The 16,621-nt window shown below is 63.6% G+C and carries 15 protein-coding genes; 10 read left to right on the top strand and 5 right to left on the bottom strand.

The window, feature by feature from the left end; translation table 11 throughout:
- Positions 1–14: 14 nt before the first annotated feature.
- A complete protein-coding gene (locus DJFAAGMI_RS03935; protein WP_211456719.1) occupies positions 15–797 on the top strand; it encodes a 3-hydroxybutyrate dehydrogenase in 783 nt (260 codons plus the stop codon).
- A 161-nt stretch (positions 798–958) separates the two neighbouring features.
- On the opposite strand, the gene DJFAAGMI_RS03930 is transcribed toward DJFAAGMI_RS03935, so the two are convergent.
- Complete coding sequence (locus DJFAAGMI_RS03930) at positions 959–1,708, bottom strand: SIMPL domain-containing protein (RefSeq protein WP_211456019.1); 750 nt, start codon at positions 1,706–1,708, stop codon at positions 959–961.
- A 312-nt stretch (positions 1,709–2,020) separates the two neighbouring features.
- Here DJFAAGMI_RS03930 and ompR point away from each other — a divergent pair, with 312 nt between their 5' ends.
- The 3 genes from ompR (at position 2,021) to DJFAAGMI_RS03915 (ending at position 4,891) form a co-directional block, all read left to right on the top strand.
- Complete coding sequence (gene ompR / locus DJFAAGMI_RS03925; RefSeq protein WP_003055820.1) at positions 2,021–2,752, top strand: osmolarity response regulator transcription factor OmpR; 732 nt, start codon at positions 2,021–2,023, stop codon at positions 2,750–2,752.
- 179 nt (positions 2,753–2,931) lie between these two features.
- Complete coding sequence (locus DJFAAGMI_RS03920) at positions 2,932–4,434, top strand: sensor histidine kinase (protein ID WP_043004213.1); 1,503 nt, start codon at positions 2,932–2,934, stop codon at positions 4,432–4,434.
- 61 nt (positions 4,435–4,495) lie between these two features.
- A complete protein-coding gene (locus DJFAAGMI_RS03915; protein ID WP_211456018.1) occupies positions 4,496–4,891 on the top strand; it encodes a GFA family protein in 396 nt (131 codons plus the stop codon).
- A gap of 19 nt (positions 4,892–4,910) precedes the next feature.
- Here DJFAAGMI_RS03915 and ispF read toward each other — a convergent pair whose 3' ends face one another.
- On the bottom strand, positions 4,911–5,408 hold the full coding sequence (gene ispF, locus DJFAAGMI_RS03910; protein ID WP_211456017.1) for a 2-C-methyl-D-erythritol 2,4-cyclodiphosphate synthase: 498 nt from the start codon (positions 5,406–5,408) through the stop codon (positions 4,911–4,913).
- A gap of 122 nt (positions 5,409–5,530) precedes the next feature.
- The gene (gene ispD / locus DJFAAGMI_RS03905; RefSeq protein WP_211456718.1) at positions 5,531–6,298 is read right to left on the bottom strand and encodes a 2-C-methyl-D-erythritol 4-phosphate cytidylyltransferase; all 768 of its coding nucleotides are present in this window, start codon (positions 6,296–6,298) and stop codon (positions 5,531–5,533) included.
- A gap of 276 nt (positions 6,299–6,574) precedes the next feature.
- Between ispD and mfd the strand changes: the two genes are divergently transcribed.
- From mfd to DJFAAGMI_RS03875, 6 genes are all read left to right on the top strand, one after another.
- Positions 6,575–10,066, top strand: a complete 3,492-nt coding sequence (gene mfd, locus DJFAAGMI_RS03900; RefSeq protein WP_211456016.1) for a transcription-repair coupling factor — start codon at positions 6,575–6,577, stop codon at positions 10,064–10,066.
- A gap of 90 nt (positions 10,067–10,156) precedes the next feature.
- Complete coding sequence (locus tag DJFAAGMI_RS03895; RefSeq protein ID WP_211456015.1) at positions 10,157–10,828, top strand: hypothetical protein; 672 nt, start codon at positions 10,157–10,159, stop codon at positions 10,826–10,828.
- Between the two features lie 167 nt (positions 10,829–10,995).
- Positions 10,996–12,018, top strand: a complete 1,023-nt coding sequence (locus DJFAAGMI_RS03890) for a Bug family tripartite tricarboxylate transporter substrate binding protein (protein WP_211456014.1) — start codon at positions 10,996–10,998, stop codon at positions 12,016–12,018.
- Positions 12,019–12,177: 159 nt separating this feature from the next.
- Positions 12,178–12,891, top strand: coding sequence for a phosphoserine phosphatase SerB (serB, locus tag DJFAAGMI_RS03885; RefSeq protein WP_211456013.1), 714 nt, complete (start codon positions 12,178–12,180; stop codon positions 12,889–12,891).
- Positions 12,892–13,034: 143 nt separating this feature from the next.
- Positions 13,035–13,592: an NADPH-dependent FMN reductase gene (locus DJFAAGMI_RS03880; RefSeq protein ID WP_211456012.1), complete on the top strand. Its 558-nt coding sequence runs from the start codon at positions 13,035–13,037 to the stop codon at positions 13,590–13,592.
- A gap of 315 nt (positions 13,593–13,907) precedes the next feature.
- Entirely contained in the window at positions 13,908–14,423 is a 516-nt protein-coding gene (locus DJFAAGMI_RS03875; protein ID WP_003055838.1) for a hypothetical protein, read from the top strand.
- Between the two features lie 163 nt (positions 14,424–14,586).
- Here DJFAAGMI_RS03875 and DJFAAGMI_RS03870 read toward each other — a convergent pair whose 3' ends face one another.
- Both DJFAAGMI_RS03870 and DJFAAGMI_RS03865 read right to left on the bottom strand, forming a co-directional pair.
- Positions 14,587–14,937, bottom strand: coding sequence for a DUF3325 domain-containing protein (locus DJFAAGMI_RS03870; protein WP_211456011.1), 351 nt, complete (start codon positions 14,935–14,937; stop codon positions 14,587–14,589).
- A complete protein-coding gene (locus DJFAAGMI_RS03865) occupies positions 14,934–16,619 on the bottom strand; it encodes a PepSY-associated TM helix domain-containing protein (protein WP_211456010.1) in 1,686 nt (561 codons plus the stop codon). Before DJFAAGMI_RS03865 ends, DJFAAGMI_RS03870 begins: the two co-directional genes overlap by 4 nt.
- Positions 16,620–16,621: the final 2 nt, after the last annotated feature.

Genomic DNA, 16,621 nt, shown 5'->3' with positions numbered 1-16,621 from the left:
GACCTTGTATGTCCATGTTGAAAGGCAAAACCGCTCTCGTGACGGGATCGACCAGCGGAATCGGCCTAGGTATCGCAATCGCTCTCGCACGCCAGGGCGCCAATATCGTGCTCAACGGCTTTGGCGATGTCGAAGCACCACGTGCCCAGGTACTGAATGCCGGCAAGTCGGCCGACATCAAGGTCGGCTACCACGGTGCAGATATGAGCAAGACCGCCGACATCGAGGCCATGATGAAGTACGCCGCCGCCGAGTTTGGCCGCGTCGACATCCTGGTCAACAACGCCGGCATTCAGCATGTGGCCAAGGTGCAGGACTTCCCCGTGGAGAAGTGGGATGCCATCCTCGCCATCAATCTGAGCAGCGCCTTTCACACCACGCGTCTGGCCCTGCCCGCCATGCAGCAGGCCAACTGGGGCCGCATCATCAACGTGGCTTCGGTGCACGGCCTGGTCGGCTCGGCCGAGAAATCGGCCTATGTCGCCGCCAAGCACGGCATCGTCGGCCTGACCAAGGTGACAGCGCTGGAAAACGCCACCACCGGCGTGACCTGCAACGCCATCTGCCCCGGCTGGGTGCTGACGCCGCTGGTGCAAAAGCAGGTGGATGCCAAGGCTGCCGCGCAGCACATCAGCAATGAGGACGCCACCAGACAGCTGCTGGGCGAAAAAGAGCCCTCGATGCAGTTCACCACGCCCGACGAACTCGGCGAGCTGGCCGTCTTCTTCTGCTCGGCCGCCGCCAACAATGTGCGCGGCGTGGCATGGAACATGGACGGCGGCTGGGCGGCACAGTAGCCACCGCCGGGCTTGCGCGAATGCCTTTATTCGAATGCCTTTATTAATTAGATAGCATCTAGCGCATGCCAGAAGCCATATTCAGCATCAAATCATGATGAAAATCAAAAAGGAGCAGCGCAAGCTGCTCCTTTTTTCATATGAACCTGATGCAGATTCGATCACTGCATCTGAATCGAGCCACCGACGGTGACCGTCACCTCAGCGCGGTCCGCTTCCACCGGCACGGGCGCAGCGTCGGAATAGCTGGCCTTGGCCATGCTCATCATGCGCGGGCGCGGCATGGGTCGCACGGTGCCGCCGTTGCCGTTCACACTGACCTCGCGCAGGCTGTAGCCCGCAAAGCCGAAGCTCTTGGAGATGGCCACAGCACGCTGGCGGAAGCTCTCGATGGCCTTGGCCTGAGCCTCGCCCTCCACCTTTTCCCGCGCCTCGCGCGAGAGGCCGAAGCTCATGCTGGCCAGCGTCATGTCCTGCACCTTGGCCGCAGCCTGGGTGATGCGCACGAAGTCACGCCCCTGCAGCACGATTTCGGCCTGGCCCTGCCAGCCATCGATCTTGCCGTTGTTGCCATAGCGCGGCGAGATGGAGAAATTGCCGGTGCTCAATTCCATCTGCCCGCCTTGCGCATCGTGGCGCAGCGTGGTCATGGCTGACTCCACGATCTTCTGCAGCTGCGACTGCACCGAAGCGGCGTCGCGGCCGTCCTTGCTGGCCGACAGCGTCGCCGTCATCCAGTCCTGCTTGACCTCCACCGTGCCCTGGGCCGACAGCTGCACCACATTGGCGGGTCTTTGCGCGTCACGCGCTGCGGCCTGCGCCCAGACATTGCCGCCGGCACAGGCCGCGGCCAGCGCGAGGGCGGCAGCCGCGGCGCGAGAAGAAGAGGAAGACTTGGAAAATTGATTCATGCGGTTCACCTTGTAAGTAAATCAGGCCATGCAGATACACATGCATTTCACCATTGCGCAAAGTCGCTGCGGCGCAGCATGTCAGCCCAGAGTGTGACTTTATGTACGAATAGCCGACATTAGACACACCACCAGAACAAACATTGAAACAATAGGGCAAAATACCCGTAAAAAGTTCCTCAAGAAACATTTATTGTTCTATTTACAAACGCAACAATCGTAACAAGTGGCAAGACTTAGGCTTGTTTCGCTGGATTTTTCGGATCTAGCGATAACAATGGGCCAGTTACAAATAAATCGATAAGGACGATCATGGCAACGACGAACAACCGTACTGACAAGATCCTCGTGGTGGATGACGATGCACGCATCCGCGACCTGCTGCGCCGCTATCTGACGCAGGAAGGCTTCGAGATCATGATTGCCGAGGACGGCAAGGCGCTCAACCGCATCCTGCTGCGCGAGACTGTCGATCTGATCGTGCTTGATCTGATGATGCCCGGCGAGGACGGCCTGTCCATCTGCCGCCGCCTGCGCTCGGCCAACGACCGCACCCCCATCATCATGCTGACCGCCAAGGGCGAGGACGTGGACCGTATCGTGGGCCTGGAAGTGGGCGCCGACGACTATCTGGGCAAGCCCTTCAACCCGCGCGAGCTGCTGGCCCGCATCCATGCCGTGCTGCGCCGCCGCCCGCCCCAGGAAGCACCTGGCGCGCCCTCCGGGGACAACGAGGTGGTCACCTTCGGTCCCTTCACCTTCGACCTGGGCACCCGCGTGCTGCAGAAGAATGGCGAGGAGCTGCCACTGACCACGGGCGAATTCGCCATGCTCAAGGCCCTGGTGCGCCACCCGCGCCAGCCGCTATCGCGTGAAAAGCTGGCCCTGCTGGCCCGCGGCCGCGAGTTCGAGCCCTTCGACCGCAGCCTGGACGTGCAGGTCTCGCGCCTGCGCAAGCTGATCGAGGAGGACGCTGCCGCGCCGCGCTACATCCAGACCGTCTGGGGCGTGGGCTATGTGTTCGTACCCGATGGCATGAACTGATACTGCCCGCCTCCACTGCAACAAGCCGCCCGCTGCGCGGCTTGTTGCGCTTGGGTGCCGGCCTGTAAGTCAGGCTCTTTCAACAACCACCTGCAGATAGACACTTTTTGGACAAACCGTAACCCGAGCCCCCCATATTGGGCGTACCCTCGGGTCCAGTTATTTCCGCATTGCTGTTCATGAGCGCTTTTCACCATACGCCGCCCGACGCCACCAGCCCCGTACCTCTGGAATATGAGCGACGCAGCACGGCGCGCTCCCCTGTGGGGCTGAATCTGTTCTGGCGTACCTTCTGCCTGCTGGCCCTGCTGCTGGTGGGCAGCATCCTGGCCTGGCTGCAGACATTGCGGGCGCTGGATTTCGAGCCGCGCACGCTGCAGACGGCCAAACAGGTGGCCTCACTGGTCAACCTGAGCCGCGCAGCACTCGAGCATTCGGACGCGATCAACCGCGTCTCCCTGATCAAGACCATGGCCGACCAGGAAGGCGTGCGCATTTTGCCCCGCGAGCCCGGCGACTCATTCGAGCTGCTGGAGCAGAACGCCCTGGGCCAGAAGCTGACCGAGGAGCTGACGACTCGCCTTGGCTACGGCACCGTGGTGGCGCGCAGCGTCAACGGAGAACCCGGCCTTTGGGTGGGCTTCACCATCAACGGCGACCGCAACTGGATGCTGATGGACCAGTCGCGCTTCACTCCCGCCAGCGGCCAGACCTGGCTGATCTGGCTGATCACAGCCGCCCTGCTGTCGCTCATCGGTGCAGCGGCCATCGCTCGTCTGATCAACCGGCCGCTCAAGCAGCTGTCCTATGCAGCCAATCGCGTGCGAGAGGGCGACTTCGATGCCAGCCAGCTCGACGAGGAAGCCGTGACCAGCGAAATCCGCGAGGTCAATATCGGCTTCAACCGCATGGCGCAGAAGCTGGCCAAGCTGGAGCAGGACCGTGCCGTGATGCTGGCCGGCATCTCCCACGACCTGCGCACGCCGCTGGCACGGCTGCGCCTGGAGACCGAGATGAGCGTCTATGACGATGTGGCGCGCGAGCATATGGTGGCCGACATCGTGCAGCTGGACGCCACCATCGACAAATTCCTGGACTACGCCCGTCCCGATCATCGCGTCATGCTCAGCCCCGTGGACCTGCATGCCGTGGTCGCCTCCTGCGTCTATGCCGTGCAGGACCACCGCGAACTGCAGATCACCATGAACGTGCCGGAAGACCTCTATGTCATGGCCGACGAGGTGGAGCTGGCGCGCGTGATCTCCAATCTTTTCGAGAACGCACGCCGCTACGGCAAGACCCCGTCCACCGACACCACCGAGGTGGACGTGGTTGCCAAGGAAAGCGAGAAATGGGTGGTCATCCGCATCCGCGACCATGGCAAGGGCGTGCCTGCCGAGCAGCTGGCCAACCTGACCCAGCCCTTCTTCCGAGGCGACACGGCGCGCACGGCTGCCGCAGGTGCGGGCCTGGGCCTGTCCATCGTGGACAAGACGGTGCAGCGCATGGGGGGCATGTTTGCCCTCTCCAACTCATCGACGGGCGGCCTGGTCGCCCATCTGCAGCTGCAGCGCGCCATGGGCGTGACGGCCGGTGCGGCGCCCGAACAGCGCCTGCAGCGCCCCCAGGTCAAGCGCAATCTGCCGCGCGACAAGAAAGACGACGAGACCGGGGAAGACTGAATCGGCCCGCCTCCATGCACAATCGGCATCGCCTTTTCAACCATCTGCCGGAGAGTTCACCATGCAAGCCCGATGCCTGTGCAAAGCCGTTCTCGTCACCGCACCCGACACCCACGAAGTTCATGTCTGCCACTGCAGCATGTGCCGGCGCTGGGGAGAAGGCCCCGCCTTCACCCTGCATGGCGGCACGGCAGTGCAGACCAGCGGCCCGGTCACGCGCTATGCATCCTCGCCCTGGGCCGAGCGTGTCTTCTGCAGCAGCTGCGGCACCCACCTCTTCTACCGCCTGCTGGCCAGCAACGAGCATTTTCTGTCCGCCGGGCTGTTCCAGGATGCGCAGGGACTGAAACTGGCACAGCAGATCTATATCGACGAAAAGCCCGACTATTACGCGCTGGCCAACGACACCCCGACCCTGACCGGGGCCGAAGTGCAAGCCCTTTACGGCGATTCATGACCGGTTTTTACTGCGGCCATTACGCCGAACGAGGCAAGGCAGTCCGTACAAGCAAGGCCACAGCACGAGCCTCCATGGCCTGCTGCTGACCCACAGGCCCGAGCTTCTCGGCCGTCTTGGCCTTGACGTTGACCTGCTCCACATCCAGCTCCAGCACCTGGGCAATACGCTCGCGCATCTTCTCGATATGGGGTGCCAGCTTGGGCGCCTGAGCCACGATGGTGCTGTCGATATTGCCGATTTCGAAGCCCTTGGCGCGCACGCGCCTGGCAGCTTCGGCCAGCAGCACGGCGGAGTCCGCCCCCTTGAACTGCGCGTCGGTATCCGAGAAATGGCGGCCGATATCGCCCAGCGCCGCAGCGCCGAACAGCGCATCGGTGATCGCGTGCAGCAGCACGTCGGCATCAGAATGGCCGAGCAGCCCCAGCGTATGAGGCACTTCGACACCGCCGAGAATCAGCTTGCGGCCTGGCACCAGGGCATGCACATCCCAGCCTTCACCAATACGAAAATTCATAAAAATCCTTGTCACACCCTTGCTCAGAAAGCGCAAGCAGCTATCAAATTAAATACTATCTAAGCCAATCCGGCTCGGACACGGTCATGCCAGCCGCCAAGACCTGTCGATGGCGAACCCGTCTAGCCACGCGCCTTGCGCTGCAGCAGCACGGCCTCGGCCAGTGCAAAGTCGTCGGGATAGGTCACCTTGAAGTTCTGCGCACCACCCGGCACCAGCCTCGGTGAGTGACCGGCCAGTTCCATGGCGCTGGCTTCGTCGGTCACCGCAGCACCCGCCGCCTGCAGCGCCGCCAGCAAGGCTGCGATGCGGAACATCTGCGGCGTCTGTGCCAGCCATTTGTCGCTGCGCTCCACCGTCTGCGCCACACGTGCCGGGCCCGCGCCGGCGGCCTGCTGCTTGAGAGTGTCGGGCAGCTTCAGCGCCAGCAGCCCCCCTACCGCATCCGGCAGGCAGGCATCGATCAAGGCGTTGACCTGCGCCGATGTGACCAGGCAGCGCGCCGCATCATGCACCAGCACCCAGTCCTCGCCACAGGCCCCCATGCGCAGCAACTCCTGCAGGCCGTTGCTCACGGTCTCTGCACGGGTGGCTCCGCCACAGGCAGCAATGCCGAGCCGAGCGTCCGTGGCGCGCCCCTGCCAGAAACCATCGGCAGCAGAGACCACCAGCAGCACACTGTGCATGCGCTGCACCGCCAACATGGCGGCCAGCGTGTGCATGACCATGGGCTGGCCGGCAACACTCTGGTATTGCTTGGGCAGTTCGGGGGCCGGGGAATCTGCGGCAATGGCGCGCAGACCGACGCCCGCGCAGGGAATCAGCCCCCAGCAGCGGGGCGCAGATGCCGGCGACGACGCCGCTGCAGCGTTTGCCTTGTCGTCCGTCATGGACTCAGGCGAGAAAAACCGATCTGTCATGCACAGTATTTTAAAATCAGCATTTCGTCCGAAAGCCCCTGAGATCCATCGAAGTCCTGCTTTCGACTTGCATCGCCTTGAGGTGTCCCCATTTTGAGTGAATGCGCCGCCAACCATCAGCTCCGCGCTGATTGGGCTGTGAACCCTGCCTTCGATGGCCGGACTCGCCCGCATTCAATCTGTCCCCGTTTTTTCGCACCCAGCCCGCTCCTGTGCGTCGCTGTCTGCGTTCGTCTGTGAAAAACCATGCAACTGCCCAAGCTCACCCCCGGTAAACGCTTTCACCTGCCCCGCCCTGTCGGCAGCGCCGACGCGCTGCTGCTGGCCAGGCTGGGCGAGCGTGAAAAGCAGGACGGCCGGGTCACGGCCATCGTCACGGCCGATGCCGCCGACGCCCATCGCCTCATGGAGGAGATGGCCTTCTTCGCCCCCGAGTTGCGCTGCGCATTGTTTCCCGACTGGGAAACCCTGCCCTACGACAGCTTCTCGCCGCACCAGGATCTGATCAGCGAGCGCCTGGCCACGCTGTGGCGCATCAACCAGCGCGACAAGCAGCATGGCGCCGATGTGGTCATCGTGCCCGCCACCACGGCCCTCTATCGCCTGGCCCCGCCCTCGTTTCTGGCCGGCTATACCTTTGAATTCAAGCAGGGCCAGAAGCTCGACGAGGCAAAGCTCAAGGCCCAGCTCACGCTGGCGGGCTACCAGCATGTGTCCCAGGTGGTCAGCCATGGCGAATACGCGGTGCGCGGCGGCCTGATCGACCTGTTCCCCATGGGCTCGCTCCAGCCCTACCGCGTGGACCTGTTCGACGATGAGATCGACTCCATCCGCACCTTCGACCCCGACACGCAGCGCAGCCTCTACCCCGTGCCCGAGGTGCGCCTGCTGCCCGGCCGCGAATTCCCGATGGACGAGGAAGCGCGTGCCAAGTTCCGCAGCCGCTGGCGCGAGCTGCTCGAGGGCGACCCCACGCGCAGCCGCATCTACAAGGACATGGGGGCCGGCATTGCCACGGCCGGCATCGAGTATTACCTGCCGCTGTTCTTTGACGAAACTGCCACCGTCTTTGACTATCTGGGCGACGAAGCCACCGTGGTGCTGCACGGCGATCTGGAGCCTGCCTTCCAGCGCTTCTGGCAGGACACCAAGGACCGCTACCGCCTGGTGCAAGGCGACCCCGACCACCCGGCGCTGCCGCCCGAGACGCTGTTTCTCAGCGCCGACCAGTTCTATACCCGCAGCAAGGAACACGCCCAGCTGGCTTTGCGCCCGGGCACCGAAGATGTGGCCGACAGCGCCATCTTCCAGAAACTCGAAGATCTTTCCGTGCTGCGCGGAGCCGATGATCCGCTGGCCAAGCTGCAAAAACATATAGCAGCCAACGCAAGCCGGGTCTTGCTTCTGGCCGAATCCGATGGCAGGCGCGAGAGCCTGCTCGACTTTTTCCGCGCCTCGGGCGTCAACCCGCCCGTGTTCGATTCTCTGGCCGAGTTCCAGGCCGATGCCACGGAAAAGGTCGGCATCGCCACCTCCAGCCTGATGACGGGCTTTGCCTGGGTCGAGGAAGGCCTGGACTTCGTCACCGAAACCGAGCTGTTTGCCAGCAGCCCCACGGGCCGCCGTCGTCGCCGCCAGGAGCAGGTCAGCGATGTGGAGGCCCTGATCAAGGACCTGTCCGAGCTCAAGGTGGGAGACCCCATCGTTCATTCCGACCACGGCATAGGCCGCTATCGCGGGCTCATCAATATGGACATGGGCCAGAAGAACCCGGACGGCACGCCCGCGCTGCAGGAATTTCTGCACCTGGAATATGCGGCCGATGCCGTGCTCTATGTGCCCGTCAGCCAGTTGCACCTGATCAGCCGCTACACCGGCGTCTCGCCCGACGATGCACCGCTGCACAAGCTGGGCGGCACGCAATGGGAAAAAGCCAAGCGCAAGGCCGCCGAACAGGTGCGCGACTCGGCTGCCGAGCTGCTCAATATCTATGCCCGCCGCGCCGCGCGCCAGGGCCATGCCTTCCGCTTCCCCACGGCCGACTACGAGCAGTTTGTGGCCGACTTCGGCTTCGAGGAAACGGCCGACCAGCGCGCCGCCATCCACGCCGTGGTGCAGGACATGATCAGCCCCCAGCCCATGGACCGCCTGGTCTGTGGCGATGTGGGCTTCGGCAAGACCGAGGTCGCACTGCGCGCGGCCTTTGTGGCGGCCATGGGCGGCAAGCAGGTCGCCTTCCTGGCCCCCACCACGCTGCTGGCCGAGCAGCATTACCAGACCCTGGTGGACCGCTTCTCCAAATGGCCTATCAAGGTGGCCGAGGTGTCGCGCTTTCGCTCGGGCAAGGAGATCACGGCGGCCATCAAGGGCATCTCGGACGGTACGGTGGATATCGTGGTCGGCACGCACAAGCTGCTGTCCGAGTCCACGCAGTTCAAGAACCTGGGCCTGCTCATCATCGACGAGGAACACCGCTTTGGCGTGCGCCACAAGGAGGCCATGAAGGCCATGCGTGCCGAGGTCGATGTGCTGACGCTGACGGCCACCCCGATTCCGCGCACCATGGGCATGGCGCTGGAGGGGCTGCGCGATCTGTCGGTAATCGCCACGGCGCCGCAGCGGCGTCTGGCCATCAAGACCTTTGTGCGCAACGAGGGCACGGGCGTGATTCGCGAAGCCGTGCTGCGTGAGCTCAAGCGGGGCGGACAGATCTACTTCCTGCACAACGAGGTCGAGACCATAGAGAACCGCAAGCAGAAGCTGGAGGAAATCCTGCCCGAGGCACGCATCGCCGTGGCCCACGGCCAGATGCCCGAGCGCGAGCTGGAACGCGTGATGCGCGATTTCGTGGCCCAGCGCTACAACATATTGCTGTGCTCGACCATCATCGAGACCGGCATCGACGTGCCATCGGCCAACACCATTCTCATCAGCCGCGCCGACAAGTTCGGTCTGGCCCAGCTGCACCAGCTGCGCGGCCGTGTGGGACGCAGCCACCATCAGGCCTATGCCTATCTGATGGTGCCGGACCTGGACGGTCTGACCAAGCAGGCCCAGCAGCGACTGGAGGCCATCCAGCAGATGGAGGAGCTGGGCTCGGGCTTCTATCTGGCCATGCACGACCTGGAAATCCGTGGCGCCGGCGAGGTGCTGGGCGAAAACCAGAGCGGCAATATGATGGAAGTGGGCTTTCAGCTCTATAACGAGATGCTGTCCGAGGCCGTGCGCAGCCTCAAGGCCGGCAAGGAACCCGATCTGCTCTCGCCGCTGTCGGCCTCCACCGATATCAATCTGCACGCCCCGGCCCTGTTGCCCAACGACTACTGCGGCGACGTGCATCTTCGTCTGTCGTTCTACAAGAAGCTGGCCACGGCCAAGACGGCCGATCAGATCGATACCCTGCTCGAGGAAATCGTGGACCGTTTCGGCAAGCTGCCGCCCCAGGCGCAGACCCTGATCGACGTGCACCGCCTGCGCGTGCTGAGCCAGCCCTATGGCGTGGTCAAGGTGGATGCAGCCCCTGGTGTGATCAACATCAGCTTCAAGCCCCAGCCGCCGATCGATCCCATGAACATCATTCACCTGATCCAGAAGAACAAGCACATCAAGCTGGCGGGCAACGAAAAGCTGCGCATCGAAAAAGAGCTGGAGAACCCCAAGGACCGTGCCCAGATGGTGCGCGATGTGCTGCGCAGCCTGGGCCAGCCGCTCAAGAGCGAAACAGCTGTTCATGCCTGACAAGGCTGCTGACAAAGCCAGCAGGGCTATTGACCCCAGTCCGATGCAGACGGCGCAAGATGGCGGCGGAACCTGATTTTCCGAGCCGCCATGTTTCTTGAAGCCGCCATTGCCCTGCTGGCCTTGTTTCTGGCCCTGCTCTGCCGTCCCTGGCGCATGCTGGGCAGCCGGGCCGGCCCCGGCGGCATGCATGACCCGGTACTGTCGCCGCTGATCACACCGCTGCTGGCCATTCTGGTGCTGCTACCCTGGGTCTGGGCGCTGCCAGAGCTGCACAAAATGCCTTTGCAACTGCACTGGTCTGGTGCACCGCTGGTGCTGCTTCTGATCGGCTGGCCGCTTGCAGTGCCCGTACTGATTGCGACAAGCGCTATTGCCTTTGCACTGGCTCCCACACTCGGACTGCAGGACGCTCTGGGCCTGGCAGTCTGGCAGGGGCTGGTGCCGGCCACGCTGGCCATGCTCTGGGGGGCAGCAGTGCGCCGCTGGTGCTGGCACAACATCTTTGTCTTTATTTTCCTGCGTGGCTTCCTGGGCACGGTTGTGTGCGTGTTCATTGCGTCCTTGCTCGGCCAATGGGCCGGGCATGTGCTGCCCAATGTCAACGACGAGCTCTCGCACATGGCACGCTGGCTCATGGCCTGGAGCGATGGCGTGACCACCGGCATGCTGACAGCGGTATTCGTGGTGTTTCGCCCGCACTGGGTGGCCACCTGGTCCGATGCCATATATCTGCAGCCGCCTGGCAATCCTGAAAGCTGAGGCCGTCGAAGCGCATCAGCTCTGCCACTTTCCCGACCACTGCGCAAACCGCATCTTTCCCATCCGGCAAAACGCCAAGGCATTTGGCACAAGGCTTGCTCATCATCGGGCTATCGCACCACAGCAATCACCAAGCTGGTGCATATCTTGAGAAAGAGAGGGATCGCATGCTGCTCCAACCCGTCCGCAATATCGCTCACAGCAAAATTCGCCATGCCGTTCACGCCATGGCCCGCCCAGCACTGGCCTGCGCGCTGGTGGCAGGCTTTGCCGCCACGGCCCAGGCACAGGACGCCTATCCCGAGCGCGCGGTCAAGGTCATAGTCGCGCTGCCCGCAGGAGGCAGCGCCGACATGATTGCCCGAGTCGTGGGTCAAAAGCTGGCCACTGAACTCAAGCAGCCTTTTGTGGTGGACAACCGTGCCGGTGCCTCGGGTCAGATCGGCACGCCGGCCGTGGCGCGTTCCGCCCCGGATGGCTATACGCTGATGGTCTCGCCTGCCTCATTCCTGACCACCAACAAGAGCATCTTCAAATCCCTGCCATATGACCCCGAGGCCGACTTCGCGCCCATCAGCAAGCTGGTGAATCAGCCCATGGTACTGGTGGTCAAGGACAGACAGAAATTCCCCAGCGTGGCTGCCCTGGTGGCAGCCGCCAAGGCAGCCCCAGGCAAGCTGACCTTTGCCTCATCCGGCGACGGCAGCCCACAGCATCTGGCCGCGCTGATGTTCGAGACGCGCACCCAGGCCAAGATGCTTCACGTGCCCTACAAAGGCGGTGCGCCGGCCGTCAACGACACACTGGCCGGCAATGTGGACATGCTGTTTGCCGTGCTGCCCGAAGCCCTGCCCCATATCCAGGCCGGCAAGCTGCATGCCCTTGCGCTGATGGCGCCCAGGCGCGCGGCCATGCTGCCCAACACCCCCACCATGGCGGAAGGCGGTTTTGCCGACCTCAACCTCTCGGCCTGGGTCGGCCTGTTCGCACCGGCCAAGACGCCGCAGCCCGTGATCGACAAGCTCAACCGCGCGGTGCGCCTTGCACTGGACAGCGAGATCAAGACCAAACTGGGTGAAAACGGCATGGAAGTCGCACCATCGACGCCCGAGCAGCTCAGGCAGACCGTGGCCCAGGACATCAGGCTGCATGCCGAGCTGGTCAAGGCTGCGGGCATTCAGCCGCAGTAAGCAGGCACCGCCTCGAACAGCACCAGGGGGCAAACTCAGGGGTGAATGGCCAGCCGAAGCACGCCACAACAGCGGATAATGGCGGCCATCTTGAGGAATGGCGCAGACCTGATCTCCGCCATTCCCCTTTCTGCTACCCCCTCATTCGCACGATTCGCAATGACCGACGCCACCGAATTCGCCCCCGGCCTGATGATCCGCGGCTTTACCGCTCCCCAGAAGCTGGCGGACTACAAGCTCATCGCCTTTGATATGGACTCGACGCTGATCACCATCGAGTGCATCGACGAGATCGCCGACGCCACGGGCAAGAAGGCCGAAGTGGCGGCGATTACCGAAGCCACCATGCGCGGCGAAATCACCGACTTCAAGGACAGCCTGCGCCAGCGCGTAGGCAAGCTGGTCGGAGTGACCGAGGCCGACATGGCCCGCGTTCTGGCCGAACGCCTGAAACTCTCGCCGGGCGCTGAAACCCTGGTCAAGGCCGCCAAGGCCGCCGGCCTGAAAGTGCTGCTGGTCTCGGGCGGTTTCACCTACTTTGCCGAGTATGTGCGCGGCCTGCTGGACATCGACTTTGTGCGTGCCAATGTGCTGGAGATCAAGGGTGGAACACTGACCGGCGGTCTGGTCGAGCAGGCCTGGGGCGATATCTGCGACGGTGCGGAAAAGCGCCGTACCCTGCTGGAAGTGGCCTCGCTGATCGGTATCGATGCCAGCCAGTGCATTGCCGTGGGCGACGGCAGCAACGACATTCCCATGATGCAGGCGGCCGGTCTGTCTGTGGCCTACCATGCCAAGCCACGCGTGCGCAACGAAGCCAAGGTCGCCATCAACGAGGGCGGCCTGGATCGCCTGCTGGAAGTGCTCCGATAGGCTGGAACAAGCACCCGCCCTCATCAGCCGCGGCCCTGTCGTCCAGGGTCAGCGGCTTTTTTGCGCCCGCTGCGATGCAGCCATCCCCGGCAGCTTTGCTACAGTGCCATGCATCCACCTCAACCCAGTCGAAAGGTCAGAGCATGAGCCAACTCAGAATCGCCGTCATCGTGGGCAGCCTCAGCAAGCAGTCCATCAACCGCCAACTCGCCCAGGGCCTGGCTGCACTCATGCAGGACAAGGCCGATTTCGAATTCATCGATATCAGCCGCCTGCCGGTCTACAACCGCGACTTCGACAACACCCCCGATTTCAAGCCCTTTGACGACCTCAAGCCCCAGATTCGCGGCTGCCACGGCGTTCTGTTCGTGACACCAGAATACAACCGCTCCATCCCCGCATCGCTCAAGAACGTGCTCGACGGCCTGAGCCGTCCCTATGGCCAATCCGTCTGGGCAGGACTGCCGGCCGCCGTGATCGGCTGCTCGCCCGGCGCGGCCGCCACGGCCATGGCCCAGCAGCACCTGCGCAATGTACTGGTGTCGCTGGACATGCCCACCCTTCCCCAGCCCGAGGGCTTTGTGCGCTGGTCCGACACGCTGCTCGACGCTGACGGCAAGATCGGCCAGGGCAGCCATGACTTCCTCGTCAAGTACATGACACGCTTTCTGGACTGGGTGCAGCTGCACCAGAAGCGCTAAAGCAATCTTCCTCCGATTCGATAGCATGTCCCGCTAATGCACCAAGCGCTGCGGGGCACTTCATGACTATTTCCCTGCATTGAAGACTGCTGGAACTTTTGCGCACGCAGACTGTTCCTACAATAGCGTGCGGCCTCATACATCACACAACATCCGGCCGCCAGGGTCCGAGCCCTGTCCTTTTACGGACAGTTTCAGCTCGGCACCTTGAAAATCCACCTCTCGACTTTAAATACCATAGCAAGCAAGCCTTTTGCGACAACCGTTGCAGGGCATGCTGGTTGCCTTCGCTCGCCTGAGTGCAGGCAGCCGCCTATGACAACCATGACTGGAAACCATTTCGTGAAGACTTCGTACCGTGCTGCCGCCTCCGTGATTGCCATCGCCATCGCATCGCTGACCGTGCCTTCGCTGGCTCAGGCCAAGCGCATGGGCAGCAGCAAGTCCGTGCGCCCTGCCAGCATCGGCAACAAGGCGCCGGCTCAGCCCGCACCCGTGGCTCCTGCCGCCGCCGCGCCCAAGGCTGCAGCTCCAGCAGCAGCCCCCGCTGCCGCAGCGGCCCCTGCTGCCGCACCCGCAGCTGCAGCGGCACCTGCCGCTCGTGGCTCCGGCATGATGGGCACCATGGCCGGCGCTGCCGTCGGTGCCGTTGCCGGCACCATGGCCGGCAACGCCATTGCCGGCGCCATGGGCGGTGGCGACAAGGAAGCCGAAGCCAAGAAGGCCAAGGAAGAAGAGGCCAAGAAGGCCGAAGCCGAGGCCGCAGCCCTGCAAAAGCAGCTGGACGAGGCCAAGGCCAAGGCAGAAGCCGCTCGCGCAGCTGTCAAGTAATCAACAGGCCTTGGTGCAGCCCGGCACGCCGGGCCTACGGCCACTGCAAAAAAGGGATGCACCTGCATCCCTTTTTTGCATCCTTTTTTTCACGCTAGATGCGCGGACGCGGCCATGCACCATGAGTTGGTCGTGGCCGCCGATGCCGGCCTCCACCGCGATCTCAGGCGCTCCAGACAGCGGCCATGATCGCTGCAGCCGCAGCCAGAATGCAGGCAGCCGCAGCGGCCCCGCGGGCAGCGATGCTGATCAGGGCAACGACAAGCAATGCGCCTGCCGATAACCAGCCCAGCCAGGCCACGACGCCTACGGACCAGCCCCAGGCCTGTACGCAGGGCATGACCGCCGTAGCCAGCAGCCCCGCTCCCACTACGCGCAGCAGCCGCGCTCGCGCCGCAGAGATCTCCATGGCAGCCGTAAGCTGCTCGTGGTGGCGTTCCATGGCAAACGCCAGCGCAGCCATGCCCGCAAAGCTCAGCGCAAATGCCAGCCACGATGCTTGCAAGACATTCATGTTCCCACCTCCATCTTGCCCGCTGAAACCGGGCTTTCCGAACGGGCGCTGCAGCGCCGCAGATAGTGCCAGGCCCAGGCGGCAAGCAATCCCAGCGCCATGGCACACAGCTCCACGCCCGCGCTCTCCCAGTCGCCGCGCGCAATCTGGGCCGGCAGGCTGTCCCCGACCGTGAGCCAGTTCAGCAGCGGCAGCAACAGACACAACAGTGCCAGCAGGCCCAGCTGCTCCTTCCATGCCGCAGCGGGCGCACGCACCAGGGCATGCAGCAGCGCCAGACTCCAGAGCCCGAAAAACATCGCCAGCTCCCAGTTCGCTCTATGGGACAGCCCGACGGGAACCAGGCGGTTGGCCCACAGATAGCCGATGCAGCCCAGACTCAGACCCGCGATGGCCGCCACATTGAGCCCTTCGATAAGCCGGTACACGCGCGCCGTGGCGCTGCCGAACTCGCCAGCCTGTCGGCCCAGATGCTTGCTGCGACGCTTGACCATGAACAGGATGGCCCCGGTGGCCATCATGGCGCTGCCGGCCAGCCCGCACACGAAATACAGCCATTTGAGCGGCTGTCCGCCGAACTCCACCTGGTGCAGACTGCCTATCACCGACTTGGCCATGGAGGCTCCATCACCGTCCACATCGCCAGGCTGGCGCACTGTCAGCACTTCTGCAGTCGCCGCCGAGAACATCGCCATGCCGGTCGTCGGGCTCAGACGCCGCTGCATCTCAGCATCGTCGTTCCAGCCATAGACACCGATGCGCGCCGCCGCGTCACCGGGGTTGTCCACGACCACGGCCCGCACAGGCTGGCCCATCAGCTCCTGACCGCGCCGAGCAAACGGCTCCAGATCCGGAACAGCCATGGCCCGGCCCAAGCGTTCAGGCCTGTCCGACTCGTTGAGTGCCACCACATAGGAGCGCAGCCCCTGACTGCCGGTACCGAAATAGGCCGCAATGCCGGCCGGCATCAGGGTCGAGCCGGAGATGGCAATCCCCGTGTAGGCAATCATGATCTGGAACGGCAGCGTCAGCACCGCCACTGCGTTGTGGGCATCCAGCCAGCTGCGCTGCCCCTTGTGGGCACGAAAGGTGAAGAAATCCTTGAAGATGCGCCGGTGCGTGATGACGCCGCTGACCAGCGCCACCAGCATGGCCATGCCGGCAATGCCGACCACCCAGAGTCCCGCCTGTCCCGCATGCAGCCGATAGTGGAAATCCACAAAATGGTGACCGCCCTGGGTGGCGCGTACGACGCCACGAGCCGGATCCCTGACCAGCGGCTGGCCGGTAGCGGAATCCAGCTGGGCCGAGGCGTACTGGTGCTTTTCATCGAACCAGTACACACGCAGGTCGCCGGCTCCCTGGGCATCCGAGGGCCATAGCTCCCACATCTCGGCGCCCGGATGGTGTTTTTCCATATAGGCCAAGCCCCATGCCAGCCGCTGCGCGAGGTCTCCCCCCTGCTTGCCGGCGGCTGCCGCCTGCGCATGTTCGGCCTCTTCGGCATGGTGCTCGGGCGTCATCCAGTGCGAAATAGGCTCCGCAAAGACTGCCAGCGTGCCTGTCAGGAACACCGCGAACAGCAGCCAGGAAAACCAGAGACCGCACCAGGTATGCAGCCAGGCCTGGGCCTGGCGAAAGCCGCCCTGCCCGGCACCAGAGGTTTTTTTCTGCTCGGCCATGC

The sequence above is a fragment of the Comamonas brasiliensis genome (assembly GCF_018292285.1).
Classification (GTDB): domain Bacteria; phylum Pseudomonadota; class Gammaproteobacteria; order Burkholderiales; family Burkholderiaceae_C; genus Comamonas; species Comamonas brasiliensis.
Note: the sequence above shows the minus strand (reverse complement) of the source record. Positions and strands in the feature narration are given on the sequence as shown.